The organism is Micromonospora sp. II (genome assembly GCF_001709195.1).
In the GTDB taxonomy this organism is placed as follows: Bacteria; Actinomycetota; Actinomycetes; order Mycobacteriales; family Micromonosporaceae; genus Micromonospora; species Micromonospora chalcea.
Genome location: NZ_LYXF01000035.1, coordinates 232740 through 259470, shown reverse-complemented (window position 1 = coordinate 259470; position 26731 = coordinate 232740). Strand labels below are relative to the sequence as shown.

The following is a 26731-nucleotide window of genomic DNA, read 5'->3' as shown; positions in this document are numbered from 1 at the left end:
TGCCCCGCCGGGGCGGCGGCATCTAAGGTACGGAGCATGTCCGTTGACGGGTGGCACACCCTCCTGGTGCTCGGCGGTATCCGCTCCGGCAAGTCCGAGATCGCCGAGTCGCTGGTCGCCGACGCGCCCACGGTCCGGTACGTGGCGACCGCCCCGGCCGGGGATCCCGAGGACACCGAGTGGGCGGCCCGCCTCGCGACGCACCGCGCCCGCCGGCCGGGGAGCTGGACCACCGAGGAGACGGCCGCGAACCCGGGCCGACTGGTCGAGGTGATCGCCGCCGCTGGGCCGAACGAGACGCTGCTCGTGGACGACCTGGGCGGCTGGGTGACGGTGCTGCTCGACCCGGCCCACCAGCCGGCCGACGACACCGCCACGATCGCCGAGCTGGCCGCGGCGGTGCGCTCCAGCACCGCCCGGCTGGTGCTGGTCAGCCCCGAGGTGGGCCTGTCCCTGGTGCCCACCACGCCGCTCGGCCGGGCGTTCACTGACGCGCTCGGCGCCGCCAACCGCGCGGTCGCCGACGCCTGCGACGCGGTCGCGCTGGTGGTCGCCGGTCAGACCACCTGGCTCAAGCCGGCCGCTCCGGCCCACGCCGTGCCGCCCGCCGGCACGTCGCCCGAGGCCGGGCCGAGCCGCGACGCGGCGCCCCAGGTCGCGACATCCTGGGCCACGGCACCCCGGCCCGCGCCGGACCAGGCCGCGCCGACCGGAGCCGCCGCGAACCGGACCGCGCCGGCTCAGGCCGTACCGGCCGACCTCGGCGCCGGGGACGTGACGCTGCCCGAGGTGCTCACCCCGGCCGCCGCCCCGCTGCCCGCCCCGGCCGCGTCCGACGAGCCCGGCACGGGCGACTGGGCCGCCCCCACCATGGCGCTGCCGATGATCGCCACCGGCCTGGTGATCCAGCCGGGCATGGAACTGCCGATGCCGGATGACTACACCGGTCCGCAGGCGGTCGACCGGCTCGCCACGCTCGACCTTCCCGGCGCCGGTCTGGGCGTGCTGGAGCAGGTGGTCGGCTTCGCGGCCGCCACCCAGGGCACCTCGATGCCGCGGCCGTGGGACTCGGTGCGCGTACTGCTGATCCAGGGCGACCACGAAGGCGGCGTGTCGGCCGGCGCGCCGGCCGGTGAGTCGGCCCGCCGGGCCCGGCAGGCCCGCGCCGGCCGGGGCGCGCTGGCCCGGCTGGCCGCCGAGAACCGCGCCGACCTGCAGATCGTCGAGGCGCCCACGTCGGCGCCGATCGAGGACCGCCCGGCCCTGCCCGGCGACGAGGTGGAGGCGGCGCTGCGCTACGGCTGGCGGCTCGCCGAGCAGGCCGCCGACGCGGGAGTGCAGTTGCTGGTGCTCGCCGCGTGCGGTGCGGGCGCCGAGGCCGCCGCCGCGGCGGTGCTCGCGGCCACCGCGGGCGCGGAGCCGCCCACCGTGCTCGGCCGGGTGATCACCGAGCAGGGCGAGATCGACGACACCGCCTGGATGGTCCGCTGCGCGGCGGTACGCGACGCGCTGCACCGCACCCGCCGCTCGTCCCGCGAGGCCAAGGACATCCTGGCCGAGCTGGGTGGCGGCGACATCGCGCTGGCCACCGGCGTCCTGCTGGGCGCCACCGCCCGTAAGGTGCCGGTGCTGCTGGACGGCCCGGTCGGCACCGCCGCCGCGATGGTCAGCCGCGACCTGGCCGGGCAGGCGCGGCACTGGTGCCTGCTGCCCGACCACGGCGGCCGTCCGGGTGTGCGGCTGGCCGCCGACGTGCTCGGCCTGACCCCGCTGGTGGACCTGCGGCTCGACCTGGGCGAGGGGGCGACCGCGCTGGCCGCGCTGCCGCTGCTGCGCTCCGCGCTGACGCTCGCCGCCACGCTGCCGGCGCACCCGTCACTCGGCGGCGACGACAGCTACGACAGCGACGCCGGCCGGACCGGCGACGAACCGGACTTCGCCGAGCCGGAGCCGGCCGGGCCGGGACCGACCACGATCGGGTCCGACGAGCCGGTCTTCCCCGGCCGACGTGCCGACTGAGGCGCGGCTCGCCGACGGCATCCGGCTGGCGCTCACCACGTTCACCACCGCACCGGTACGCGCCGGCCGGGTCGACCGGGCCGCCGCCGGCACCGCGATGGCGCTCGCCCCGCTGGTCGGCGCGCTGCTCGGCGCCGTACTCGGCGGGGCGCTGCTGCTCACCGGCGCGCTCGCGCCACCGCTCGTCGCCGCCGTGGTCACGGTGGGGCTGGGCGCGCTGCTCACCCGGGGCCTGCACCTGGACGGGCTGGCCGACACCGTGGACGCGCTCGGCTCGTACCGGCGTGGTCCGGCCGCGCTGGAGATCATGAAGCAGCCGGACGTCGGTCCGTTCGGGGTGGTCGCGCTGGTGGTCGTACTCCTGCTCCAGAGCGCGGTGCTCGCGGAGCTGGCCGGCCGGGACGCGCTCACCGCGTTCGCCGCCGTGGTCGCCGCCACCGCGGCCGGGCGGCTCGCCGTCGGCCTGGCCTGCCGGCGCGGCGTGCCGGCCGCGCGGCCGGAGGGCCTGGGCGCGCTCGTGGCCGGCACCGTCGGGTGGGGCGCGCTGGCGCTCGGCGCGGTCGCCGTCGCGCTGGCGGCCGTGCCCGCAGTCCCGGACCGTCCGTGGCAGGGGCCGCTCGCCGTGCTCGGCGCGCTCGCCGTCGCGGCCGGGCTGCTCCGGCACCTGGTACGCCGCTTCGGCGGCATCACCGGCGACGTGCTCGGGGCGCTCGTGGAGATCGTCACCACGCTGTCCTACCTGGGACTGGTGCTGACCGGCTGAGCGTCACCGGTCCGGGCGGGTAGCGTTCGGGGCGAGTGCACCGGCGCGGTCGAGGGGGACGGCATGCTCATCACGGACGACTTCCTGCCGGTACCGGTGCCCGAGTCGCTCGACGCGACCTATCTGGTGCCGATCACTGGGCTGCCCAAGGTGAGCCCGAAGACCGCAGTGGAAGGGCTGGCCGGGCGGCTCGCCGAGCCGGTGCACGGGCTGGCCAAGCAGATGCTCGACAGCCCGCTGATGACCGTCGACACCCGTACCGTCGACGAGTTCCCCGAGCTGCCGCCGGACCTGCTCACCGCGTTCGGCGCCACCGAGGAGCAACTGGCCCGGCTGGCCGCCGCCACCCACCTGGTGGTGGTGCAGGCCGAGTACCGGCCGGGCTGGCCGCCGGCGCACGAGTGGGCCGCCCGCGCGGTGGCCGCCGCGGTCGCCGAGACGGTCGGCGGGGACGTGGTGGACGTCTTCGGGCTCCAGTTCCTCGACCCGGCGGCGGCGCTGCGCTCACTGCCCGACGAGCAGGGCCGGATCCGGCTCGTCGACTGGGTGCTGGTGCCCTACTCCTCGGACTCCGACGGGCTGTGGTTCACCACGAAGGGGCTGCGCCGGTTCGGGCTGCTGGAGTTGCAGGCCCAGGGCGTGCCGGACCACCTGACCCGGGCGTGGGGCGCGGTGATGACCGGCGCGGCCCGGCGGCTGCTGCGGGACTGGACCGACGGGCTGGCCGGCGAGGAGGTGCCGGCGTTCGTGCAGCTTCCCGTGCTGGCCACGGTGACCGGGCACGACATCGCCGTGGCGTACGGCAATCCGGAGCAGCACGGCGCGACCGCGCCGGTGCTGCTGCGGCTGGAGCTGGACCCGGCCACCGACCCGGACGCCGACTCGTTCCTGAGCCTCAACCCGCCGCCCGGGCATCCGGGTCCGCCCGGCCGCTACTTCGCCGCCGCCTGCGCGACGCTGTTCAACGGCATCCAGCCGGACGTGCGCTACACCCGCACCGGGGACGCGATGAGCCGCGCGGTGGAGACCGCCCGGGAGGCGCTCGGCGACATCCGGGCCCGGTTCCTGGCCGGGCGGCTGCCCGAGGAGAGCCAGCTCGTGGTCAAGTACGGGCTGCCCGGCGACGACGGCCCCGAGTACGTCTGGGCCGGGGTGACCTCGTGGGAGAGCCCGGAACGGATCGTCGGCGCGAGCGCCAGCGACGCCAACACCGACCCGAGCGTACGGATCGGCTCCCCGGTGGTGGTGGAGGCGTCGGACGTGGTCGACTGGGCGGTGCTGGACGGCACCGGCGTGCTGGAGGGCGGCTGGACGCAGGCAGTCCTCGACGCCGGGGAGCGCGGCGAGGACTGACCCGCGCGGCTCAGCGCGCCGAGGGCCGATCCGCCTCCGGCCTCAGCGCACCGAGGGCTTGACGAACGGCGGCCGGGTCAGGCGCATCCGGGCACGGCGGCCCCGGATGTCCACCTCCAGCTCCTCGCCGTCGGCCAGCTTCGGGTCGGTGTCGACGAGCGCCAGCGCGACGCCGTGCTTGAGCGTCGGGCTGAACGTGCCGCTGGTGACGGTGCCGACCTGCCGGTCGCCCGCGTACACGGCCATGCCGGGGCGCGGGATGGCCCGGTCGACAGCGGTCAGGCCGCGCAGCGTACGGGCGGGTCCGGCGGCCTTCTCGGCGCGCAGCGCGTCRCGGCCCCAGAACGCTGGCTTGTCCCAGCCCACCGCCCAGCCGGAGCGGCCCTGCACCGGGGTGATCTCCGGGGACAGGTCCTGCCCGTGCAGCGGGTAGCCCATCTCGGTGCGCAGCGTGTCCCGGGCGGCCAGGCCGCAGGCGCGGACGTCGCCGGCTGCGGCGAAGAGCGCGTCCCAGACGGCGACCGCGTGCTCGGACGCCACGACCAGCTCGTAGCCCAGCTCGCCGGTGTAGCCGGTGCGGCACACGGTCAGCTCCACCCCGTCGAGCGTGGCGGTGGAGAAGCTCATGTAGTCGTGCCCGGTGGGCAGGCCGAGCGCGCCCAGCAGGTCCGCCGAGCGCGGGCCCTGGACGGCGAGCACCGCGTACGCCTCGTGCTCGTCGGTGACGGTGACCCCGGCGGGCGCGGCGGCGCGCAGCCGGCGGGCCACCTCGGCGGTGTTCGCCGCGTTGGGGATCAGGAAGACGTGGTCGTCGGCGTACAGGTAGGCGATGATGTCGTCCACCACGCCGCCGGTGGCGTCGTCGCAGCAGAGCGTGTACTGCGCCTGACCGGGGGCGATCCGGCCGAGGTCGTTGGTGAGGCAGGCGTTGACGAAGTCCGCCGCGCCCGGCCCGGTGACCCGGATCTTGCCCAGGTGCGAGACGTCGAACACGCCGACGCCCTCGCGGACGGCGGTGTGCTCCTTGAGCACGCCGCCACCGGCGTACTCCAGCGGCATCTGCCAGCCCCCGAAGGGGGCGAACTTCGCGCCGAGCGCGGTGTGCCGCTCGTGCAGCGGGGAGCGGCGCAGCCGGGTCTCGGCGGCGTCGGAGGTCACCTCGGTCATGGGTGGCAACTTACCGGCCGCGACGACTGTGGTTAGCATCGGCGGGATCCCGTCGGCGCGCATCGGCGGGACACCCACGCCTTCCGGCGGGTAGGTTGCCGCCGGAGACACCTTCACCGCCGGTACGCGACGACGCGGCCGGCCCGGCCCGCCCGGAGTAGCTTTCGTGACATCGCCCCGCACCACCCTCAGCCTGGTCGACACCGACCCCGCCGAACTCGCCGTCGACGCGATCGTGATCGGCGTGCACAGCCAGACCACCGAGCCGGGCAGCGGCGCACCCGCCCACGCCCTGCTGCTGGCCACCGGCGGGGAGAGCATCGCCGCCGCGTTCGACGGAAAGCTGACCGAGACGCTGGCCCTGCTCGGCGCGACAGGTGGCCCGGGCGAGGTGATCAAGTTGGCCACGCTGGGCACCGTGACCGCCCCGCTGGTCGTGGCCGTCGGCCTCGGCCCGGAGCCCTCGGGCGCCGCTCCGGCCCCGGAGTCGCTGCGCCGGGCCGCCGGCGCCGCCGTACGGGCGCTGGCCGGCGCGGCGCGCGTCGCCCTGGCCCTGCCGCTGCCCGACGACGCCGACGCCCCGGCCGCGCTGCGCGCGGTCGCCGAGGGCGCGCTGCTGGGCGGCTACCGGTTCGCCGGCTACAAGACCAAGCCGCAGCCGGCCCGCCGTGAGCCGGTGGCCGAGGTGCTGGTGGCGGTGCCGGACGCGGCCGACGCGACCGCCCAGGCCGAGGTCGCGCGGGCGCAGGCGGTAGCCGGCGCGGTGCGGACCAGCCGGGACTGGGTGAACACCGCGCCGAACGAGCTGCGTCCCCCGGCGTTCGCCGACGCCGTCTCCGCCGCCGCCCGCGAGGCGGGGCTGGAGGTCGAGGTGCTGGACGAGGCGGCGCTCAAGGCCGGTGGCTACGGCGGCATCCTCGCCGTCGGCCAGGGCTCCGAGGCCCCGCCGCGGCTGGTGAAGCTCACCTGGACGCCGGAGGGCGGCGGCAACGGCAAGCGGGTCGCGCTGGTCGGCAAGGGCATCACGTTCGACACCGGCGGCATCTCGATCAAGCCGGCGCAGGGCATGTGGGAGATGAAGTCGGACATGGCCGGCGCGGCGGCGGTCGGCGCGGCCATGCTGGCGATCGCGGCGCTCAAGCCTTCGGTCACCGTCACCGGCTACCTGCCGATGGCGGAGAACATGCCGTCGGGCGCCAGCTACCGGCCGGGCGACGTGATCAGCATGTTCAACGGCAAGAAGGTGGAGGTGCTGAACACCGACGCCGAGGGCCGGATGGTGCTGGCCGACGCGATGGCGCGGGCCTGCGCGGACGGCGCGGACTACCTGTTCGAGACCTCCACGCTGACCGGCGGGCAGGTGATCGCGCTGGGCAAGCGGATCGCCGGTGTGATGGGCACCCCGGAGCTGTGCGAGCGGGTGCGGGTGGCCGGTGACGCGACCGGTGAGCCGGCCTGGCCGATGCCGCTGCCGGACGACGTGCGCAAGGGCATGGAGTCGGACGTCGCGGACATCTCGCAGGTCAACGCCGGGATGGACCGGGCCGGGCACATGCTGCAGGGCGGCGTGTTCCTGCGCGAGTTCGTCACCGACGACGTGGCGTGGGCGCACATCGACATCGCCGGTCCGGGTTACCACTCGGGCGAGGCGACCGGCTACTGGACCAAGGGCGGCACCGGCGTGCCGGTGCGTACGCTCGTGCACCTGGTCGAGGACGTCGCCACCAACGGCTGACGTGCAAGGAAGGGCCCCTTCTTAACGCCTCGCGTTGTAGAAGGGGCCCTTTTTAACACCCGCGCCCGCGCCCGCTCAGAACAGCTCGGGACGACGCTTGCGGCGTTCGTTGTAGTCGCGCATGCGCTGCGGATAGCCCATCAGCCGCACGTCGTAGATCGGGATGGCGATCCGGTGCGCCCAGCGGCGGGCCTCGTCCGGCCCGCCGACGCGCCGCCGGGTCCACTCGCCGTCGTCGGCGATCAGCATGATCGTGGTCTCGGTGACCGTCGTACGGGGTTCGATGTACGCCTCGACGCCCTTACGGGTCCGGACGAAGTTCTCCAAGTGGTCCAGATCGGCGCGGTCGGCGGCACGGTCGCGGCTCGCCGGGGCGGCCCGCTTTCGTCGTCGGAACAACCCCACCGAATCCACTCCTCCCCCAAGCCGTCATCGAGGACGGTGCCAAGGGTACGTGTCACCGACGTGTCGTTGGGCACCTCGGTACGCGCCCGGTCCGTGGTGGTGACAAGATGACCGAGGTGGGGTGTGCCTGTTACTCCGCCGTAACCCCCGATGCAGTGACGCGACCTGGGAGTTGGATGTGAGCGAGCCGAACGACACGACCTTCGACATCGTCATCCTCGGAGGTGGTAGCGGCGGCTACGCGGCGGCGCTGCGTGCCGCCCAGCTGGACCTCTCCGTCGCCCTCATCGAGAAGAGCAAGCTCGGCGGGACGTGCCTGCACAACGGGTGCATCCCGACCAAGGCGCTGCTGCACGCCGCCGAGATCGCCGACCAGACCCGCGAGTCCGAGCAGTTCGGCGTGAAGGCCGAGTTGGTGGGCATCGACATGAAGGCGGTCAACTCGTACAAGGACGGCGTGATCTCCCGCCTGTACAAGGGCCTGCAGGGCCTGGTGGGCAGCAGCAAGAAGATCACCTTCGTGGCGGGCGCCGGCAAGCTGGTCGGCAAGAACGTCGTCGAGGTGGACGGCAAGCGCTACACCGGCCGTAACGTCGTGCTGGCCTCCGGCTCGTACGCGAAGAGCCTGCCCGGCCTGGACGTCGACGGCGAGCGGATCATCACCAGCGACCACGCCCTGACCCTGGACCGCGTGCCGTCCTCGGCGATCGTGCTCGGCGGCGGCGTGATCGGCGTCGAGTTCGCCAGCGTCTGGAAGTCCTTCGGCGTGGACGTGACCATCGTCGAGGCGCTGCCCCGCCTGGTCGCCGCCGAGGACGAGGAGTCGTCGAAGGCGCTGGAGCGGGCGTTCCGCAAGCGGAAGATCAACTTCAAGGTCGGCAAGCCGTTCGAGAAGGTCGAGAAGACCGACAAGGGCGTGAAGCTGACGATTCAGGGCGGTGACACGGTCGAGGCCGAGCTGCTGCTGGTCGCCGTGGGCCGCGGCCCGAACACCGCCGGCCTCGGCTACGAGGAGCAGGGCGTCAAGATGGACCGCGGTTACGTGCTGACCGACGAGCGGCTGCGCACCAGCGTGCCGAACGTCTACGCGGTCGGCGACATCGTGCCCGGCCTGCAGCTCGCGCACCGCGGCTTCCAGCAGGGCATCTTCGTCGCCGAGGAGATCGCCGGGAAGAGCCCGGCCGTGATCGACGAGGCCGGCATCCCGCGCGTGACCTACTGCGACCCGGAGCTGGCGTCGGTCGGCCTGACCGAGGCGAAGGCCAAGGAGCAGTACGGCGCCGACAAGATCAAGACGTACAACTACAACCTGGGCGGCAACGGCAAGAGCCAGATCCTCAAGACCGCGGGCCACGTGAAGCTGGTCCGGGTGGACGACGGCCCGGTGGTCGGCGTGCACATGGTCGGCGCCCGGGTCGGTGAGCTGATCGGCGAGGCGCAGCTCATCTACAACTGGGAGGCGTACCCGGCCGAGGTGGCGCAGCTCGTGCACGCCCACCCGACGCAGAACGAGGCTCTGGGCGAGGCGCACCTGGCCCTGGCCGGCAAGCCGCTGCACGCGCACGCCTGACACGACAACCGCGGCGTCCGGCGACGGGCGAGAATCCCACCAGGGAATGAAGGAGTCTGGAGAACATGCCGGTATCGGTCACCATGCCCCGGCTCGGCGAGAGCGTCACCGAGGGCACCGTCACGCGCTGGCTCAAGCAGGAGGGTGACACCGTCGAGGTCGACGAGCCCCTGCTCGAGGTGTCGACCGACAAGGTCGACACCGAGATCCCGTCCCCCGCGGCGGGCGTGCTGAGCCGGATCGTGGTCGGCGAGGACGAGACCGCCGAGGTCGGCAGCGAGCTGGCGGTCATCGCCGGTGAGGGCGAGGACGCGGGCGCGGCCCCGAAGCAGGAGGCCGAGCCGGCCACCGAGCCGACCGCCGCCGCCGAGGGCACCGGCCCCGAGCCGGAGCAGCAGGCCGAGGAGGCCGCCGCCGAGCCGGGCGCCGAGGCCGAGCAGCCGGCCGTCGAGGAGCCGGCCCAGCCGGCGGCGTCGTCGGGCGAGGGTACGCCGGTGACCATGCCGGCCCTGGGCGAGAGCGTCACCGAGGGCACCGTCACCCGCTGGCTCAAGCAGGTCGGTGAGACCGTCGAGGTGGACGAGCCGCTGCTGGAGGTCTCCACCGACAAGGTCGACACCGAGATCCCGTCGCCGGTCGCCGGCACGCTGCAGGAGATCAAGGTCGCCGAGGACGAGACCGCCGACGTCGGCGCCGTGCTGGCGATCGTCGGGGTGGCCGGTGCCGCGCCCGCGAAGGCGGAGCCGAAGCCCGAGCCCAAGCCGGAGCCCAAGGCCGAGGCGAAGCCCGAGCCCAAGCCGGAGCCCAAGCCGGAGCCGAAGGTCGAGGAGCCGACGCCGGGCGCGGCCTACAACGAGCCGGCCGCCGAGGCGGAGCAGGCCGCGCAGCCGGCCAAGGCCGAGGCGGCGGCCCAGCCGGCCGCGCCGGCCGCCACGCAGCGCCGGAGCGTTCCGGCCGAGCACGGCGAGGACTCCGCCGGGTACGTGACGCCGCTGGTGCGCAAGCTCGCCGCCGAGCACGGCGTGGACCTGGGCTCGGTCAAGGGCACCGGCGTGGGTGGCCGCATCCGCAAGCAGGACGTGCTGGAGGCGGCGGAGAAGGCGAAGGCCGCCAAGCCCGCGCCGACCGCCGCCGCTCCGGCCGCGAAGGCGGAGGCGCCGGCCCAGCCGGCCGCCAAGCCGCAGCCGAGCGCCAAGCGGGGTACGACGGAGAAGCTGCCGCGTATCCGGGCCACCATCGCCAAGCGGATGCAGCAGTCGCTGCACGAGACGGCCCAGCTGACCACCGTGGTCGAGGTGGACGTCACCCGGGTCGCGAAGCTGAGGGCGCGGGCGAAGGAGTCGTTCCAGGCCAAGCACGGCGTGAAGCTGTCGTTCCTGCCGTTCTTCGCGCTCGCCGCCGTCGAGGCGCTCCAGACGTACCCGATCGTCCAGGCCAGCATGGACCTGGAGGGCGGGACGATCACCTACCCGGCCGCGGAGCACCTGGGCATCGCCGTGGACACCGAGCGCGGCCTGCTCGTGCCGGTCATCCACAACGCCGGTGACCTGAACATGGGCGGCATCGCCAAGCGGATCGCCGACCTGGCCGAGCGCACCCGGGCCAACAAGATCACCCCGGACGAGATGGCCGGGGCGACGTTCACGCTCACCAACACCGGCAGCCGGGGCGCCCTGTTCGACACCCCGATCGTGCCGTCGCCGCAGTCGGCGATGCTCGGCACGGGAGCTGTGGTGAAGCGCCCGGTCGTGGTGAACGACCCGGAGCTGGGCGAGGTCGTGGCGATCCGGTCGATGGTCTACCTGGCCATGTCGTACGACCACCGGCTGATCGACGGCGCCGACGCGGCCCGTTTCCTCACCGCGGTGAAGGAGCGGCTGGAGGCCGGCAACTTCGAGGCCGAGCTGGGTCTGTAGATCCGAGACGGCGAGGGGGCGCGCGGCGACATGCCGCGCGCCCCCTTCGTCGTCAGCGGCCTCAGCCCTTCAGGTGCTCCTCGGATACCGTCCAGAGCTGCTCGGCGGCCTCCGGGTCCCGGGCGTACGGCGCCCAGCCGGTCCGCGTGCCCGGCTGGTTCGGCCCGGCCTCCTGGCAGTCCTCGAAGTACCGGCCGCCGACGCCGTCGAGCAGCGGTGAGGTGGCGACCAGCACCGAGGTCGCCGCGCCCTGCTCCGGGGTCTTGAACGAGGCCGCGCCGCCACCGCTCTGCGCGCGCATCCGGGCCAACTCCTCCTCGGTGATGTAGCGCTGGAGGTTGGTCCGGATCGCGCCGGGCATCAGCGCGTTGGTCCAGATGCCGTCGTCGGCCCAGCGGCGGGTCGCTTCCACCGCGAACAGCACGTTCGCGGTCTTGGACTGCCCGTACGCCAGCCACGGGTCGTACGGCCGCTGCCGGAAGTGGATGTCGGAGAACTCCACCGGCGACCGCAGGTGGGCGGCCGAGCTGACCGAGACGATCCGCGCGCCGCCGGCCGCGGCGAGCGCCGGGCGCAGTCCGGTGGCCAGCGCGAAGTGTCCGAGGTGGTTCGTGGCGAACTGCATCTCCCAGCCCTGCTCGGTGCGCATCTCCGGGGAGGCCATGATCCCGGCGTTGTTGACGAGCATGTGCAGCGGCCCGTCCCAGTTCCGGACGAACGCGGCCACGGAGGCGAGATCGTCCAGGTCGAGCGGGGCGACCAGGATCCGGTCGTTGCCGGTGGCGCCGGTGAGCTCGGCGGCGGCGCGCTGACCGGCCTCGGTGTTGCGGACGGCGAGGGTGACGTCCGCGCCGGCGGAGGCGAGCGCGCGGGCGGTCTCGACGCCGATCCCGGAGGCGCCGCCGGTGACGACGGCCCGCCGGCCGGTCAGGTCCAGGTCGCGGACCACTTCCAGGGCGGTGGTCTCGGAGTCGAACGGGGTCGTGACTGGTGTCGGGGTTGTCATGGTCCATCCTTGTCGACGGCGACGCGGACCGATGTCCGCCCGCTACGATGAGAAGCGGAGGGTCCTCCGTTACTTGCTCAGCATAACCGGAGGAGACTCCGGTTACCACCGACCCGGGCCCGCGACCCGGTCGAGCCGAGGAGGAACCGTGCCCGACCGACCGCTGCGCGCCGACGCGCTGCGCAACCGGCAGCGCCTGCTGGACGCCGCGGTGCAGGCGTTTTCCCAGGCGGGCGCGGAGGTAACGCTCGACCGCGTCGCCAAGGAGGCCGGTGTCGGGATCGGCACGCTCTACCGCCACTTCCCCAGCCGGGAAGCGCTCATCGAGGCGGCGTACCGCAACGAGCTGGAGAAGCTCTGCGACGCCGCGTCGACGCTGCTCGCCACCCGGCCCGCCGACGTGGCGCTGCGCACGTGGATGGACCGGTTCGTCGACTACCTCGCCACCAAGCGGGGCATGGCCGACGCGCTGCGGCTGGTCATCGCCTCCGGCGCCAACCCGTACGCGCAGAGCCGCGACCTGCTGCTGGCCGCGCTCGGCGAACTCCTCGCCGCCGGCGCGGCGGCCGGTGCCGTACGCGCCGACGTGGCCGCCGCCGACGTGCTCGCCAGCCTCAGCGGGGTGTCCCTGGTGGCCGGCGAGCCGGACCAGCGCGCCCAGGCCGGACGCCTGCTCGACCTGCTGATGGACGGCCTGCGCCACCGGACGGGCTGACCGAATCGGCCACCCGGCCCGACCTGCGCTGACAGACTCGGCCGGTGGGCTCGAACCGGTGGCGGGGACGCCTGGGGCCGGCGGTGCCGGTGGCCCCGGGCGCCCGCGTCGACCGGTTCGAGATCTTCTTCGACCTGGTCTTCGTCTTCTCGTTCTTCATCATCACCCGGGCCACCGCCCTGCAGGTGACCGGCGGGGCGCTGCTGCACGCGCTGCTGGTCCTCGCCGTGCTCTGGTGGTCGTGGGTGGTGCACAGCGTGGTCGCCACCCGGGTACGCCTCGGCGAAGGCTTCGTCCCGGTGCTCATGACAGTCGGCATGGCCGCGCTGTTCACGTTCGCGCTGTCGCTGCCGCAGGCGTTCCGGGACCCGACCGGCAACGCGGCCGGGCCGATGGTCGCGGCGCTCAGCTACACCGTCCTGCGGTTGATCCACCTGCTGCTGTACCGGCACGCGGTCCGGGACAGCCCGAACGAGCGCCGGCAACTCCTCCGGTTCGCCCCGGAGTTGATCGGCAGCACCGCGCTGCTGCTGGTCGCCGCGCTGCTGCCGCCGAGGATCGACGACCTGTTCTCCGCGGCGGTGCTCCGCGACGTGCTGTGGGCGGTGGTCGTCCTGCTCCAGTACGGCACCGGCATCCTCGCCGGCACCTGGGGCTGGGGCGTCGCATCGGCCGAACACTGGACCGAGCGGTACGACCTGATCCTGATCATCGCGCTGGGCGAGTCCGTGATCTCGGTCGGCGTCGGCAGCAACCTGCTCGGCCAGCCGCCCACCTGGCCGGCCGTGACCGCGGCCGTGCTCGGCATCTTCTTCACCGCCGCGCTCTGGTGGGCGCACTACGACATGATCGGGCCGGCCGCCCGGATCGCGTTGCACGTCGCGCAGGACGGCCCCCGGGTGGCGATGGCCCGGGACGCGTACGCCTACCTGTTCCTGCCGATGATCGCGGGCATCATCCTTTTCGCGCTCGGCGCCGAGACGATAGTGCACGGCATCGCCGACCCGAACGTGCCGCCCAGCGAGCCGGGGCACGGGCCGAGCGTGCCGCTGCTGTTCGGCGGCGTGATCTGCTATCTCTGCGGCAACATGCTGTTCCAGCTCCGTACCCTGCGCACGCTGAGCTGGACGCGGGTCGCGACGGCGTTGCTGCTCGGCCTGAGCATCCCGGTCGCGGAACGGGTGCCGGGGCTGGCCGCGCTGGGCATGCTCACCGCCATCACGGTGGGTATGGTGGCCGTCGAAGTGATCGTCTTCGACGAGGGCCGGCGGGCCCTGCGGAAGCTGGTCTTCGAGGAACGCGCCAGCCACGAGGCGCACGAGGCGGCCTGGCGGGCCCGCTGGCACGAACGGCCCGACGACCGCGACGAAGGCGAGTGAACCAGCGGCCCGCCGCCTCCGTGAAACCTGTCGGCCCCGCCGCGGGGCCACACCTGAGGGATACGGGGGCCACATGACCATCGACACCGTCCACGCCGGCGCGGCCGGCGCCTGGCAGCTCGGCGACCTGACCGTCAACCGGATGGGCCTGGGCGCGATGCGGCTGACCGCGAACGCAGACGGCAGCCCGAGCGACCGGGACCGGGCCGTCGCCGTGCTGCGCCGCGCCGTCGAGCTGGGCGTCAACCACATCGACACGGCCGCGTTCTACTTCTCGCCGCTGCGCTCGGCCAACGAGCTGATCAACCGGGCGCTGTGGCCGTACCCGGAGGATCTGGTCATCGTGACCAAGGTCGGGCCGGGCAAGGACCCGTCCGGGCAGTGGCTGCCGGCGGCCCGCCCGGACCAGCTGCGCGGCCAGGTGGAGGAGAACCTGCGCCAGCTCGGCCGCGACCACCTGGACGTGGTGAACCTGCGGGTGCACGGCCCGGAGCCGCTGTCCGAGCACTTCGGCGCGCTCGCCGAGCTGCGCGACGCCGGGCTGGTCCGGCACCTCGGCGTCTCCGCCGTACGCCCGCACCAGGTCACCGAGGCGCGCGCCATCGCACCGGTGGTGTGCGTGCAGAACTCGTACGGCCTGGGCTACCGCCGTCAGCACGACGAGCTGATCCGCGACTGCGCCGCGCACGGCACCGCGTTCGTGCCGTTCTTCTCCCTCGTCACCAGCGGTCGGGAGGCCGGCGCGACCGGCGAGGAGCACCCGGAGGTGCTCGCGGTGGCCCGGGAGCACGGCGTGACGGCGGCCCAGGTCCGGCTGGCGTGGACGCTGGCCCGCGGCCCGAACGTGCTGGCCATCCCCGGCACCGGCGACCCGGCGCACCTGGAGCAGAACGTCGCCGCCGCCGCGCTGCGCCTCTCCCCCGCCGACCTGGCCCGCCTCGACGCCGTGTGACGTTCGGCCGTCGGCAGAATCGGCGCGCGCGGGGTGGCTCGCGGCCCGGCGCGCGCCGATGCTGAGGCGATGGCGACCTTCTCCGTACAGGCCCATCCCACCGACGCGGCGAGCTGGACCGAGCTGGCCCGCACCGTCGAGGCGGCCGGTTTCGACGCGCTGTTCGCCGCCGACCATCCGGGCGACTGCGCGTCGCCGTTCGTCGCGCTGGCCGCCGCCGGAGCCGTGACCAGCACGCTGGGCCTCGGCTCGTACGTCTCCAACGCCGCCGTCCGGGAACCGATCCTGCTCGCCGCCGACGTGGCCACGCTGGACGTGGTCTCCGGCGGGCGGGCCCGGCTCGGGCTCGGCGCCGGCCACACCCCGGCCGAGTGGCGGGCCGTCGGGCGCGAGCGCCCGGACGTCGCCGCCCGGGTCCGCCGCTGCGTCGCGGTGGCCGAGGCGGTACGGGCGCTGCTGGCCGGCGACGAGGTCACTGTGGACACCGAGGAGCTGACCGCGTACGCGGCACGCCTGCACCGGCCGCGCCCGGTGCAGGACCGGATCCCGCTGACCGTCGGCACGGCCAACTCGACGCTGCTGCGCTGGGCCGGGAAGCACGCCGACGTGGTCGGTCTGACCGGCTTCGGCCGCACCCTGGCCGACGGCCACCAGCACAGCGTCCGGTGGCGGGCCGACCAGATCGAGGCGCAGCTCGCCCACGTCGCGGCCGGAGCGGCCGGCCGGGAGACGCCGCCGCTGCTGGAGGCGCTGGTCCAGCACGTCGCGGTCACCGACGACGCCGAGGCGGCCGCCGCCACAACTGCCGCCGAGACCGGGCTCACCCCGGCGGAGGTGCTGGCCACCCCGTTCGTGCTGGCCGGCACGCCCGACGAGATCGTCGCGGCGGTGGCCGGGCACGAGCGCCGCTGGGGCGTCACCCACTTCGCGGTACGCGCCGACGCGGTGGCGCCGCTCGCGCCGCTGCTGCCCCGGCTGGCCGGAAAAGCGCTGGACTTCGAGCACACTCGAAAGTGAACACTGGGCGCATGACGACGACACGACGGCTGGGCCGCAGCGGCATCGAGGTCAGCGCGATCGGCATGGGCTGCTGGGCGATCGGCGGCCCGCTCTGGGACGGCACCCAACCGCTGGGCTGGGGCGAGGTGGACGACGACGAGTCGGTGCGTACCGTCCACCGGGCTCTCGACCTGGGCGCGACGCTGTTCGACACCTCCAGCAACTACGGCGCCGGGCACAGCGAGCGGGTACTCGGGCGCGCGCTGGCGGGCCGCCGGGACCGCGCGGTCATCGCGACCAAGTTCGGCTATCCCACCGACGAGGAGACCCGCCAGGCGCTCGGCGAGGACGCCAGTCCCGAGTACGCGCGGCGCAGCCTGGAGGGTTCGCTGCGCCGACTCGGCACCGACCACGTCGACCTCTACCAGCTCCACCTGGGCGGTCTGCCGGTGCCGCGGGCGCTGGACCTCGTCGGCACGCTGGAGGACCTGGTCGCGGAGGGGAAGATTCGCGCGTACGGCTGGAGCACCGACGACCCCGCCTCGGCGCGCGCCTTCGCCGAGGCGGGACCGCACTGCGCGGCGATCCAGCACGACCAGTCGGTGCTGCGGGACAACGCCGCCATGCTCGCGGTGTGCGCGGAGTTCGACCTGGCGAGCCTCAATCGAGGGCCGCTGGCGATGGGCCTGCTCACCGCGAAGTACCAGGACGCGCCGACCGCCCGGGGCGGCGACGACGTGCGTGGTGTGGCACCGGAGTGGCTGGACTGGTTCACCGGCGGCGTACCGCGCGCCGAGTGGGCGCAGCGGGTGGCCCGGGTCCGTGCGGCGCTGACCGCCGACGGCCGCACGCTCGCCCAGGGCGCGCTGGGCTGGCTGCTCGCCCGCAGCCCGCACACGCTGCCGATTCCCGGCTGCCGGACCGTCGCGCAGGCCGAGGAGAACCTGGGAGCGCTGGCGTACGGGCCGCTGCCGGAGGCGGCCTTCGCCGAGGTGGAACGCCTGCTCGCCGACCTGCGCACCGCCCCGGCCGACGCCTGACCGCTCTGTCCCGCCGCGGGGGGGCCGCCTCAGAGGTGCCGGCGGACCTCCGCGGCGAACCGGGGCAGGCCGGTGCGTCCCAGCAGTACGAGCAGACCGGTACGGTCGTCGGCTCCCTGCGGTAGGCGGCCGCCTGGCGGTGCAGGACGTCCAGTGTCTGCCCCGGGTAGAGGTCCAGCTGGTCGAGCAGGAAGTCGTCCGGGTGCATCGCCACGATGTCGAAGGACTTGAGCGACGCCTCGGGAAAATCACCGACGTTGAACGTGACCAGCACTTCCGCGTTCGCCCGGACGGCGGCAGCCAGCACGTGCCGGTCCTTGGGATCGTTGGACATGCCGTCGATGAGCGACTCGTACCCGCTGACCATGGCGTCCGGGAACGCCTCGGACATCTGGCCGATCCGGCGGTCGACCCGCTCCTCCGCGATGCCTCGTGCGATCAGGTTGCGTCGCAGCTCGTCAAGGACGTCCCTGGACCAGAGGGGCCGGTAGGCGGCGACCTCGGCCAGCCGCAGCAGGGTGTCGCAGAGATGCGCCGGGTAGAGGACGCAGGTGTCGAGAAAAGCCGGGAACGCCACTCAGGTCACGCTCATCTCGTCCTGCGCGGTGTGGCCGTCGCGTCGTACAGGCCGTCTTCCTCGGCTTCGGCGGTCATCCGGTCGAGCGTCCGGCGGCGTGCCTGCCGGGTCCGCTCCTGGTAGTCGAGAACGTCCCGGAGCATGACTCGCCGGTGACGGCCGCGCATCGTGTGCGGCATCTCGCCCTCGGACAGCAACCGGACCAGCGTGGGCCGGGAGATGTTGAGCAGGTCTGCCGCCTCCTGGGTCGTCAGCATCGTGTTGTGCGGTGCGATGGAGATCGCAAGCCCTTCGGACAGTGCCGTCACCACGTCCCGCAGCACTCCGTACAACTCGTCGGGGATCTCGATCTCGGACCCGTCCGGCCCGACCAGCCTGGCCCGCGCACGACCGCTGGCGCTCCGCAGTTCGTGCACGAACCGGGCCAGCTCAGCCGGGTCGTCCGGAGGAAGGACGGTACGTTCACGCAGCGCGCTGCTCATGACCACAAGGGTATCGCTATTCGAAAAAAACGCAACGCGTTCAGCGCGCGTGACGGGTGGGCGTGACGAGTGAGTGATTTCGCTCCACGCATCCGAATCGCGCCACGTACTCGAAGATGTGAGCATGCGGATCCTCATGGCCGGCGCGTCCGGTTTCCTCGGCACCCGACTGGTCGACTGCCTCACCGCGGACGGCCACCAGGTCACCCGCCTGGTCCGCCGCCCACCACGCACACCCGCCGAGCGCCAGTGGAACCCGTCCGCCGCGCAGCTGGACCCGCAGTGCGTCGCCGAGGCGGACGCGGTGGTGAACCTGGCCGGGGCCGGGGTGGGCGACAAGCGCTGGAACGACGAGTACCGGAAGCTGATCCGGACCAGCCGCGTGGACAGCACCACCACGCTCGCCATCACGATCGCCGGTCTGCCCGCCGCGGACCGGCCCGCGGTGCTGCTGAACTCCTCGGCGGTCGGCTGGTACGGCAACACCGGTGACCGCGCGGTCACCGAGGAGGCGCCGGCCGGTGAGGGGTTCCTCGCCGACGTCTGCCGGGTGTGGGAGGCCGCGACCCGGCCGGCCGAGGATGCGGGCGTACGGGTGGTGCGGCTGCGTACCGGACTGCCGCTGCACCGCGACGGCGGCCTGCTCAAGCCGCAGCTGCTGCCGTTCCGGCTCGGCGTCGGCGGCAAGCTGGGCAACGGGCGGCAGTGGCTGCCGTGGATCTCGATGCGGGACTGGCTGAACGCGGCGAAGTTCCTGCTCGACCGCGACGACGTGGCGGGCCCGGTCAACGTGGTCGGCCCGGCGCCGGTCACCAACGCCGAGTTCACCCGGGAACTCGCCCGTCAGCTGCACCGCCCCGCGATCATGCCGATCCCGGCGGTGGCGCTGAAGGTGGTGCTGGGCGGCTTCTCGCAGGAGGCGCTCACCAGCACCCGGGTGCTGCCGGGCGTACTCGACAAGTCCGGCTTTCCCTGGACGCATCCGGACCTGCCGGGCGCGCTGCGCGCCGCCCTCACGGAGTGAGCCCGCGAGGGCGGCGCGGCGTGGCCGTTCAGCAGCCGATCACCCAGTACGCGGGCCCGGTCTGCTTGAGCGTGCTCGTGTAGAAGGTGTTGTAGAGGCCCATCCGCTGCCCGCTGCCCAGCGCGTAGGCGTACCCGCCGGACTGGTAGGCCCGCCCGGCCACCACGTGCGCGTAGTTGCTGGCGGTGACGCAGACCGGCGCGCCGGTCGGCGATGGCGTGGGCGAGGGCGACGCGGTGGGCGTGGGTGACGCGGTCGCCGTCGGGGTCGGGCTCGGCGAGGCGCCGCCACCGCCGAGCCCGAAGAAGAGCGCGTCCCGGTACGTCGAACAGATGGTGTCCAGGAAGTACGCCCCGGCGGTGCCGCACTGGTCCGCCCCCGTACCCGGGTCGACGGGGGTGCCGTGGCCCATGCCGGAGACCCGGTAGAGGCGGACCTGGTCGTTGCCGTAGACCTCCAGGCTCGTGCCGGACGGCAGCGTGGACGTGCTGGTCGGGGTGGTCGACAGGCCCAGCACGTTCGTCCACTGGTCCCGGGACTCGGCGGCGTTCGCGGTCGCCACAGTGGTGTCGCTGGTGCCGTGCCAGATCGCCACCCGGGGCCGCTTGCCGGTGTAGCCGGCGTACGCGCCGCGGACCAGGTCGCCCCACTGGGCCGGGGTCTTGTCCACACCCGGGTTCATGCAGCTGAACGCGGTGACGGTGCTGTTGGCGCAGCGGTACGGGATGCCGGCGATGATCGAGCCGCCGGCGAAGACGTCCGGGTAGGCGGCGAGCATGGCCGCGCTCATCGCGCCGCCGGCGGAGAGGCCGCTGACGTACACGCGGGCGCCGTCGGTGCCGTAGGTGGTCCTGGCGTAGTCGACCATCTGCTTGATCGACAGCGCCTCGCCCTGGCCGCGCGCGGTGTCACCGGTCTCGAACCAGTTGAAGCAGGAGTTGGCGTTGTTGCCGCTGGGCTGCTGCGGCGCGATGAGCGTGAACTTCCACTGGTCGGCGTACTTCTGCCAGCCGGAGTTGGCGACGTAGGTCGAGGCGTTCTGCACGCACCCGTGCAGCAGCACCACGGCGGGCGCGCCGGCCGGCAGGCCGTCCGGGCGGTACGCGTACATGGTCAGGTTTCCGGGGTTGGAGCCGAAGCCGGTGACCTGGGTGAGCGTGGCGGCCTGGGCGGGAAGGGCGGCGACCAGCGCGGTGGCCGCGGCCAGCACGACCCCGGCCGCCGCCCCGGCGACGCGGGCGATGAGGGATGAGGAGCGGGGCACGGGAACCTCCCGATCGTGGAATGTGAACTGAGTCACCTCCGGGTTGCCGCGACGTTACGGCTGCGTTTCGTCACACCGGAATGGCCGCCGCTCACACATTCACGACCGCCGAAGTGTGCGGGTGAGTTTCGTGTCCGGGCGGTCTGCCCAGGTCCGGTTGGTAACGTCCGCTGCGTGCCGTCCTCCCCGTTCCTGGCCACCGGGCCGTCGACGACCCGCGTCCGTGACCGGCGGGCCGACCTGCTGGTGACGCTCGCCGCCCTGGCTCTGGCCTTCTGGGTCACCAGCGGCATGTGGCGTGATCCGAACAGCCGTGCCATCACGGTCAACTCCAGCGACCAGGCGCTGTTCGAGTGGCTGCTGGCGTTCGGCGGGCACGCGCTCACCCACGGGGAGAACCCGCTCTACACCACGCTGATCAACGTCCCGGACGGGGTGAACCTCGCGGTGAACACCTCGATCACCGTGTACGCGGCGGTCTTCGCGCCGCTGACGTACCTGATCGGGCCGCCCGCGACGTTCCTGGTGATCCTCACGCTCAACCTCGCCGCCACCGCGGTGGCCTGGTACTGGCTGCTGAGCCGGTACCTGGTGCGCAGCCGGCTGGCCGCCGGTGTGGGGGCGCTGTTCATCGCCTTCTGCCCGGCGATGGTGTCGCACGCCAACGCGCACCTGAACTGGACCGCCGGCTGGCTGGTGCCGCTGCTGATCTGGGGCGTGTTCCGGCTGCGCCGCCCCGGCCGCGCGGTCACCGGCGGGATCGTGCTCGGGCTGCTGGTGGCGGCCGCGTTCTCGATCGCCGCCGAAGGGCTGTTCTTCACCGCGCTGGCGCTCGGCGTGTTCCTCGCCGTCTGGGCGCTGCACCCGGCCCGGTGGCCGGAGGTACGCGCCGCGCTGCCCCGGATGGCGGCCGGGCTCGGAGTCACCGCGCTCGTCGCCGGAGCGCTGCTGGCGTACCCGCTCTGGCTGCACTTCCTCGGGCCGCAGCGGTTCCACGGCACCGGCTTCGACCCGCTGATCCACTCCGAGGACATCGCCGCGTACGGGTCGTACCCGCGCCGGTCGCTGGCCGGCTGGGCCGGGTGGGGCACCTCGCTGGCGCCCAACCCGACGGAGGAGAACTCGTTCTTCGGCGTACCGCTGCTCGTGCTTGGTGTCGCCTGCTTCGCGCTGCTGTGGTGGCGCGCGGACCGGGCGTTCCGGGCCACCCTCGCGGCGCTCGGGGTGACCGCGGTGGTCTTCGCGGTGCTGTCGTGGGGGCCGACGGTGAAGTGGAACGGCCGCCGTTTCGACCAGACGCTGCCGTTCGGGGTGCTGGACAACCTGCCGGTGATCAACGCGGCGCTGCCGTCCCGGCTGGCCCTTGTCGTCGCGCCGGTGATCGGCCTGCTGCTGGCGTACGCGATCGACGCGCTGCGCGCCCGGCCGCCCCGGCGCCGCGCCGTCGGCGTGGCCTGGGCGCTCGGGTTCGTCGCCGCGCTGCTGCCGCTGGTGCCGACGCCACTGCTGACCAGCGTCCGCGAGCCGATCCCGGCGTTCATCACCAGTGGCGCCTGGCAGCGCTATGTCCCGCCCGACGGGGTGCTGACCCCGCTGCCGCTGACCGTCGACGTGTACCCGGACGGGCAGCGCTGGCAGGCGTACGCGCTGGCCCACCGGCAGGGTGAGTTCCGCATCCCGGCCGGGTTCTTCCTCGGCCCGGGCGGTCCGGAGGGCCGGGGCCGGATCGGGCCGGTGCCGCGCACCTTCGACTCACTGATGGACCAGGCCGGCCGGACCGGGCTGGTGCCGATCATCACCGACGGCAGCATCCGCGAGTCCCGGGCGGACCTGCGCCACTGGGGCGTGCGGGCGGTGGTGCTGCCGGACCGGGTGCACGGCGCGAAGTACGACGTCGACGAGGACGCGCTGCGGCGTACCGCCACCGCGCTGCTCGGCGAGCCGGAGCGGGTGGAGGACGTCTGGCTGTGGCGGGTGCCGGACTGACCGCCACCTCGGCCCGATGGCGACGAGGCTCACGGGTCCGGTTCCCGGGGGCGGGACTAGGCTGGACGGGTGAGCGTGACGACTTCCGGGCTGACCGCCGTCCGCGCCGGCCTGCTCGACTACCAGGCCGCCTGGGACGAGCAGCGCCGGCTGCACGAGGCGGTGGTGGCCGGCGAGCAGGGCGACACGGTGCTGCTGCTGGAGCACCCCAGCGTCTACACCGCCGGCAAGCGCACCGAGCCGTGGGACCGCCCGATGGACGGCACCCCGGTGGTGGACGTGGACCGCGGCGGGAAGATCACCTGGCACGGTCCGGGGCAGCTCGTCGGCTACCCGATCGTCCGGCTGCCCGACCCGGTCGACGTGGTCGCGTACGTCCGCCGCACCGAGCAGCTGCTGATCGACGTGTGCGCCGAGTTCGGGCTGGCCGCCGGCCGGGTCGAGGGGCGCTCCGGCGTGTGGGTGCCGGAGGACGACAGGGGCCCGGCCCGCAAGGTGGCCGCCATCGGCATCCGGGTGGCCCGCGGCGTCACGCTGCACGGCTTCTCCGTCAACTGCGACTGCGACCTGGGCTTCTTCGACCGGATCGTGCCCTGCGGCATCCGCGACGCCGGGGTCACCTCGCTGACCGCCGAGCTGGGCCGGCCGATTACCGTCGCCGACGTGCTGCCGGTGGTCGAGCGACACCTGCCGACGCTGACGCAGGTCTGAGCCCCGTGCGGCTCGACCTGGTCACGCTCGTCGTCGCCGAGTACGACCCGGCGATCGCGTTCTTCACCGAGGTGCTCGGGTTCGAGCTGGCCGAGGACAAGCCCTCGCTGACGAACGACGGCCGGCCCAAGCGCTGGGTGGTGGTACGCCCGCCGGGCGGTGGCACCGGCCTGCTGCTGGCCCGCGCCGACGGTGAGCACCAGGCCGGTGCGGTGGGCGACCAGACCCACGGCCGGGTGGGTTTCTTCCTCCAGGTCGACGACTTCGAGGCGGTGTACCGCCGGATGGCCGACGCGGGGGTCGAGTTCGTCCGGCCGCCCCGCACCGAGCCGTACGGCCGGGTCGCGGTCTTCCGCGACATCGCCGGCAACCTCTGGGACCTGCTCGGCCCGGCCTGACCGCCCGGTCCGGCCGATCGGCCCGGCCCGACCGCTCGGCGGCGCGGTGGCCGACCGGGCCGGATCGCCGTCCGCCCAGAACCGCCGCTCGCCCAGCCCCCACCCCGCCATCGGTCACGGTGAGTGACAACGCCGCGTCCGCGGCATGTGACCTCTCGCCGACTTTGCTCTGCAGCCAGATCCGCAACGATCACGCCCGGTCGACCGTTGCGCTCGTGGCTGCAGAGCAAAGGGCGCAGACACCCTTCCCTCCCTCCGGACGGCAGTCCGCCATAACCCCAGCTCAGCGCAATCCGCCGACGCCGAGGGCCTCTCGACCGCCCCGAAACAACCCTCACCGAGAGTGACCACTAGGCCGAGCGACCTCTCGTCACGCTCAGTGGCAGATCCGAACCGATTCCGGAGGTCGGCGGCGAGACCGCCGGCCCGATGCCGAGCCCGCGCCCGCCATCGGGGTCGGAACCGGGACCGGAACCGGCTAGGAGCGAGCCCGCCGCCGCGGACCGGCACGGAGCAAGCCGCGCGAGGGCGCAGCCGTCAGGGCGCGAGGCGGTGCAGGTCGCGCGGGAAGGCGGTCACCTCCCGGACGTTCGCCGCGCCCGTCAGCCGCGCGACGAACCGCTCCAGCCCGATCGCGAACCCGCCGTGCGGCGGCATGCCGTGCCGGAACGCGTCCACGTACCCGGCGTACGGCTCGACCGGCTCGCCGCGCGCCGCCAGCGCGGCCAGGTAGTCGGCGTGCCGGTGCAGCCGCTGCCCGCCGGTGACCAACTCCACGCCGCGGAACAGCAGGTCGAAACCGTTCGAGTACGCGGGCCGCGCCGGGTCCGGGTGGGTGTAGAAGGGGCGCTTCGCCATCGGATAGCCGGTGACGAAGAGAAAGTCGCTGCCGTGCTCCCGGAGCGCCCACTCCCCCAGCGCCCGCTCGTGCGCCGGGGCCAGATCGGGTTCGGAAGGCGGCGCGCCGGCGATCGTCAACGCCTCGGTGAAGTGCACCGCCGGGATCTCGGCCGGCACCTCCGGCACCGTCACGCCGAGCGTGGCCAGCGCACCGTCCGCCCGGTCGGCGACTGTCGCCACCATCCCGGCCAGGGTGTCCCGCAGCACCGCCATCACGTCCCGGTGGTCGGCCACGAACCCCAGCTCGACGTCGAGCGACGTGTACTGGGCCAGGTGCCGCGCCGTGTCGTGCGGCTCGGCGCGGAACACCGGCCCGACCTCGTACACCCGCTCGAAGACGCCCACCATGAGCTGCTTGTAGAACTGCGGCGACTGGGCCAGGTAGGCGGGACGGCCGAACCAGTCCAGCGCGAACACGTTCGCCCCGCTCTCGGTGGACGAGGCGACCACCTTCGGCGTGTGCACCTCGACGAAGCCCTGCCCGTCGAGCGTGGCCCGGAAGCCGGACACGGCCGCCGCCGAGATCCGCAGCGCGGCGGATCGGCTCGGGTGCCGCAGCGCGACCGGCGCGTGGTCGAGCTGGGTGGACAGGCCGGCCGTGAGCACCGGCCGGTACAGGTCGAACGGGGGCGGGACGGCGGGCGGCTTGAGCGGACGTACCGTCGGCTCGACGACCTCGACCCCGGCGGGCGCGGCCGGGTTCGCGACCACCGTGCCGACCACCTCGACGACCGTCTCCTCGGTGAGCGCCTCGACCTGTGCGCGCACGGCGGGCGCGGTGACCACCACCTGGGCGAGCCCGCCGCCGTCGCGGAGGACCAGGAAGGCCACCGACTTGAGCAGCCGGCGGCGGTGGACCCAGCCGGCGAGCCGCACGGTGGCGCCCACCTGGGCGGGGAGTTGGGAGGACAGGATGCGTTGCACGACGACTACCTCCTTGACCAATCGCAACGCGATCCCCAGGGAGGTGTGGGCGAGCGGGAACCTCGCGGTGCCACCACACCTTCGCTCCCGCCGGGGCGGGAGCCTCGTTCGTCGCCTTTTCACCGGGGCCGGCCGGGCGGGCTCTACTGGGCGCACAGGCGCTGTTCTTCCCGCAGCTCGGGAGGGTCTTCACGGCCCGGCGCCAGACCGCCTCGCAGCAACCGGCGGCTCTCTCGACTGGCGGATCGGTCCGTTACTCGGCTCCGTCACAGCTCTGCCCGGCACGCTAGCACCGGGCGCCTCGCGGTGTGACCGGGATTTTTGGCCCTTCGTGTCCGGTGTCACAGCGATTCCGGGGTGACGGCGGTCGCCCGCCGTTCATCGACCGGCGCCGACCGGCGTACGCTCGGTTTTGTGACGATCGAGCAATCCGCGCCGACGACTGAGCAGCCCGCGCGCCCCGCGACGGTCGCCCCGGAGGGGCGGCGCATGCTGCGGATCGAGGCACGCAACGCCGAGACGCCGATCGAGCGCAAGCCGCCGTGGATCAAGGTCAAGGCCAAGATGGGCCCGGAGTACACCCAGTTGCGCGGGCTCGTCTCGCGCGAGGGGCTGCACACCGTGTGCCAGGAGGCCGGCTGCCCCAACATCTACGAGTGCTGGGAGGACCGGGAGGCCACCTTCCTCATCGGTGGTGACCAGTGCACCCGGCGCTGCGACTTCTGTCAGATCGACACCGGAAAGCCGGCCGAGTTCGACGCCGACGAGCCGCGGCGCGTCGCCGAGTCGGTCGCCGCGATGGGTCTGCGTTACGCGACCATCACCGGTGTCGCCCGCGACGACCTGCCCGACGGTGGCGCCTGGCTCTACGCCGAGACGGTCCGGCAGATCCACGCGCTGCAGTCCGGCTGCGGTGTCGAGCTGCTGATCCCCGACTTCAACGCCGTCCCCGAGCAGCTCGCCGAGGTGTTCGGCTCGCGGCCCGAGGTGCTGGCGCACAACGTGGAGACGGTGCCGCGCATCTTCAAGCGGATCCGCCCGGCGTTCCGCTACGAGCGCTCGCTCGACGTGATCCGCCAGGCCCGCGCCGACGGCCTGGTCACCAAGAGCAACCTCATCCTGGGCATGGGCGAGGAGCGCGCCGAGGTGTCCCAGGCGCTGCGCGACCTGCACGAGGCGGGCTGCGAGCTGATCACCATCACGCAGTACCTGCGCCCCTCCCCCCGGCACCACCCGGTCACCCGCTGGGTCAAGCCGGAGGAGTTCGTCGAGCTGCGCGAGGAGGCCGAGGAGATCGGCTTCGCGGGCGTGATGAGCGGCCCGCTGGTCCGTTCGTCGTACCGCGCGGGCCGCCTCTACCAGCAGGCGCTCGACGCCCGCCGGGAGGTCGTCGCCGCCGGCTGAGGCCGGCCGTCGACCGCGTCACCCGCCGCCGGCCGCCCGCCG

22 protein-coding genes and 1 pseudogene are annotated in these 26731 nt (G+C 73.7%); 16 read left to right on the top strand and 7 right to left on the bottom strand.

Annotated elements, in window-relative coordinates:
* Positions 1–36: 36 nt before the first annotated feature.
* The 3 genes from A8711_RS19100 (at position 37) to A8711_RS19090 (ending at position 4135) form a co-directional block, all read left to right on the top strand.
* Positions 37–2019 carry a bifunctional adenosylcobinamide kinase/adenosylcobinamide-phosphate guanylyltransferase gene (locus A8711_RS19100; RefSeq protein WP_069088988.1) on the top strand — a complete coding sequence of 661 codons (1983 nt, stop codon included), beginning with the start codon at positions 37–39 and terminating at the stop codon, positions 2017–2019.
* Positions 2009–2782: an adenosylcobinamide-GDP ribazoletransferase gene (gene cobS / locus A8711_RS19095; RefSeq protein ID WP_069088987.1), complete on the top strand. Its 774-nt coding sequence runs from the start codon at positions 2009–2011 to the stop codon at positions 2780–2782. Before A8711_RS19100 ends, cobS begins: the two co-directional genes overlap by 11 nt.
* A gap of 63 nt (positions 2783–2845) precedes the next feature.
* Positions 2846–4135, top strand: a complete 1290-nt coding sequence (locus tag A8711_RS19090) for a DUF2314 domain-containing protein (protein ID WP_043329341.1) — start codon at positions 2846–2848, stop codon at positions 4133–4135.
* Between the two features lie 42 nt (positions 4136–4177).
* Here the strand turns inward: A8711_RS19090 and gcvT are convergent, their stop codons facing one another.
* A complete protein-coding gene (gene gcvT, locus A8711_RS19085) occupies positions 4178–5302 on the bottom strand; it encodes a glycine cleavage system aminomethyltransferase GcvT (protein WP_069088986.1) in 1125 nt (374 codons plus the stop codon).
* Between the two features lie 166 nt (positions 5303–5468).
* On the opposite strand from gcvT, the gene A8711_RS19080 reads away from it, so the two are divergent.
* Positions 5469–7037: a leucyl aminopeptidase gene (locus tag A8711_RS19080; protein ID WP_064448300.1), complete on the top strand. Its 1569-nt coding sequence runs from the start codon at positions 5469–5471 to the stop codon at positions 7035–7037.
* Positions 7038–7112: 75 nt separating this feature from the next.
* Here the strand turns inward: A8711_RS19080 and A8711_RS19075 are convergent, their stop codons facing one another.
* Positions 7113–7442 carry a hypothetical protein gene (locus tag A8711_RS19075; RefSeq protein ID WP_013287729.1) on the bottom strand — a complete coding sequence of 110 codons (330 nt, stop codon included), beginning with the start codon at positions 7440–7442 and terminating at the stop codon, positions 7113–7115.
* A gap of 178 nt (positions 7443–7620) precedes the next feature.
* Here A8711_RS19075 and lpdA point away from each other — a divergent pair, with 178 nt between their 5' ends.
* Together lpdA and sucB are read left to right on the top strand one after the other, a co-directional pair.
* A complete protein-coding gene (lpdA, locus tag A8711_RS19070; RefSeq protein WP_043329337.1) occupies positions 7621–9012 on the top strand; it encodes a dihydrolipoyl dehydrogenase in 1392 nt (463 codons plus the stop codon).
* Positions 9013–9077: 65 nt separating this feature from the next.
* Positions 9078–10928: a 2-oxoglutarate dehydrogenase, E2 component, dihydrolipoamide succinyltransferase gene (sucB, locus tag A8711_RS19065; RefSeq protein WP_069088985.1), complete on the top strand. Its 1851-nt coding sequence runs from the start codon at positions 9078–9080 to the stop codon at positions 10926–10928.
* 61 nt (positions 10929–10989) lie between these two features.
* Here sucB and A8711_RS19060 read toward each other — a convergent pair whose 3' ends face one another.
* Positions 10990–11934 (bottom strand): SDR family NAD(P)-dependent oxidoreductase, encoded by a 945-nt coding sequence (locus A8711_RS19060; protein WP_043329336.1) that lies wholly within the window; start codon positions 11932–11934, stop codon positions 10990–10992.
* 148 nt (positions 11935–12082) lie between these two features.
* Between A8711_RS19060 and A8711_RS19055 the strand changes: the two genes are divergently transcribed.
* From A8711_RS19055 to A8711_RS19035, 5 genes are all read left to right on the top strand, one after another.
* Complete coding sequence (locus A8711_RS19055; RefSeq protein WP_064448297.1) at positions 12083–12649, top strand: TetR/AcrR family transcriptional regulator; 567 nt, start codon at positions 12083–12085, stop codon at positions 12647–12649.
* A gap of 44 nt (positions 12650–12693) precedes the next feature.
* The gene (locus tag A8711_RS19050) at positions 12694–14028 is read left to right on the top strand and encodes a low temperature requirement protein A (protein WP_043329334.1); all 1335 of its coding nucleotides are present in this window, start codon (positions 12694–12696) and stop codon (positions 14026–14028) included.
* A 73-nt stretch (positions 14029–14101) separates the two neighbouring features.
* Positions 14102–14980 (top strand): oxidoreductase, encoded by an 879-nt coding sequence (locus A8711_RS19045; RefSeq protein ID WP_069088984.1) that lies wholly within the window; start codon positions 14102–14104, stop codon positions 14978–14980.
* Positions 14981–15049: 69 nt separating this feature from the next.
* The gene (locus A8711_RS19040) at positions 15050–15997 is read left to right on the top strand and encodes an LLM class flavin-dependent oxidoreductase (RefSeq protein WP_069088983.1); all 948 of its coding nucleotides are present in this window, start codon (positions 15050–15052) and stop codon (positions 15995–15997) included.
* Between the two features lie 11 nt (positions 15998–16008).
* The gene (locus A8711_RS19035) at positions 16009–17019 is read left to right on the top strand and encodes an aldo/keto reductase (RefSeq protein ID WP_064448294.1); all 1011 of its coding nucleotides are present in this window, start codon (positions 16009–16011) and stop codon (positions 17017–17019) included.
* Positions 17020–17332: 313 nt separating this feature from the next.
* On the opposite strand, the pseudogene A8711_RS32885 reads toward A8711_RS19035, so the two are convergent.
* Both A8711_RS32885 and A8711_RS19025 read right to left on the bottom strand, forming a co-directional pair.
* Positions 17333–17596 (bottom strand): annotated as a pseudogene (locus A8711_RS32885) (PIN domain-containing protein); the annotation flags it as partial.
* A gap of 11 nt (positions 17597–17607) precedes the next feature.
* Entirely contained in the window at positions 17608–18078 is a 471-nt protein-coding gene (locus A8711_RS19025) for a helix-turn-helix domain-containing protein (protein WP_043331068.1), read from the bottom strand.
* Positions 18079–18202: 124 nt separating this feature from the next.
* On the opposite strand from A8711_RS19025, the gene A8711_RS19020 reads away from it, so the two are divergent.
* Positions 18203–19102 (top strand): TIGR01777 family oxidoreductase, encoded by a 900-nt coding sequence (locus A8711_RS19020; RefSeq protein WP_069088981.1) that lies wholly within the window; start codon positions 18203–18205, stop codon positions 19100–19102.
* A gap of 28 nt (positions 19103–19130) precedes the next feature.
* On the opposite strand, the gene A8711_RS19015 is transcribed toward A8711_RS19020, so the two are convergent.
* Positions 19131–20366, bottom strand: a complete 1236-nt coding sequence (locus A8711_RS19015; RefSeq protein ID WP_069088980.1) for a PHB depolymerase family esterase — start codon at positions 20364–20366, stop codon at positions 19131–19133.
* Positions 20367–20540: 174 nt separating this feature from the next.
* On the opposite strand from A8711_RS19015, the gene A8711_RS19010 reads away from it, so the two are divergent.
* The 3 genes from A8711_RS19010 (at position 20541) to A8711_RS19000 (ending at position 23461) form a co-directional block, all read left to right on the top strand.
* Positions 20541–22352, top strand: coding sequence for a DUF2079 domain-containing protein (locus A8711_RS19010; RefSeq protein ID WP_069088979.1), 1812 nt, complete (start codon positions 20541–20543; stop codon positions 22350–22352).
* Positions 22353–22421: 69 nt separating this feature from the next.
* A complete protein-coding gene (gene lipB / locus A8711_RS19005) occupies positions 22422–23063 on the top strand; it encodes a lipoyl(octanoyl) transferase LipB (RefSeq protein ID WP_043329324.1) in 642 nt (213 codons plus the stop codon).
* Positions 23064–23068: 5 nt separating this feature from the next.
* A complete protein-coding gene (locus tag A8711_RS19000; protein WP_043329322.1) occupies positions 23069–23461 on the top strand; it encodes a VOC family protein in 393 nt (130 codons plus the stop codon).
* 537 nt (positions 23462–23998) lie between these two features.
* Here A8711_RS19000 and aspS read toward each other — a convergent pair.
* Positions 23999–25285, bottom strand: a complete 1287-nt coding sequence (aspS, locus tag A8711_RS18995; protein WP_069089125.1) for an aspartate--tRNA(Asn) ligase — start codon at positions 25283–25285, stop codon at positions 23999–24001.
* Positions 25286–25642: 357 nt separating this feature from the next.
* Between aspS and lipA the strand changes: the two genes are divergently transcribed.
* Positions 25643–26689, top strand: coding sequence for a lipoyl synthase (lipA, locus tag A8711_RS18990; RefSeq protein WP_166456624.1), 1047 nt, complete (start codon positions 25643–25645; stop codon positions 26687–26689).
* The last annotated feature ends 42 nt before the right edge of the window (positions 26690–26731 follow it).

Bases quoted from the DNA above. Each gene is read 5' to 3' on its own strand.
- A8711_RS19100 (WP_069088988.1), top strand. From the start codon at position 37: ATGTCCGTTGACGGGTGGCACACCCTCCTGGTGCTCGGCGGTATCCGC.
- A8711_RS19090 (WP_043329341.1), top strand. From the start codon at position 2,846: ATGCTCATCACGGACGACTTCCTGCCGGTACCGGTGCCCGAGTCGCTC.
- sucB (WP_069088985.1), top strand. From the start codon at position 9,078: ATGCCGGTATCGGTCACCATGCCCCGGCTCGGCGAGAGCGTCACCGAG.
- A8711_RS19060 (WP_043329336.1), bottom strand. From the start codon at position 11,934: ATGACAACCCCGACACCAGTCACGACCCCGTTCGACTCCGAGACCACC.
- A8711_RS19045 (WP_069088984.1), top strand. From the start codon at position 14,102: ATGACCATCGACACCGTCCACGCCGGCGCGGCCGGCGCCTGGCAGCTC.
- A8711_RS19040 (WP_069088983.1), top strand. From the start codon at position 15,050: ATGGCGACCTTCTCCGTACAGGCCCATCCCACCGACGCGGCGAGCTGG.
- A8711_RS19035 (WP_064448294.1), top strand. From the start codon at position 16,009: ATGACGACGACACGACGGCTGGGCCGCAGCGGCATCGAGGTCAGCGCG.
- A8711_RS19025 (WP_043331068.1), bottom strand. From the start codon at position 18,078: ATGAGCAGCGCGCTGCGTGAACGTACCGTCCTTCCTCCGGACGACCCG.
- A8711_RS19020 (WP_069088981.1), top strand. From the start codon at position 18,203: ATGCGGATCCTCATGGCCGGCGCGTCCGGTTTCCTCGGCACCCGACTG.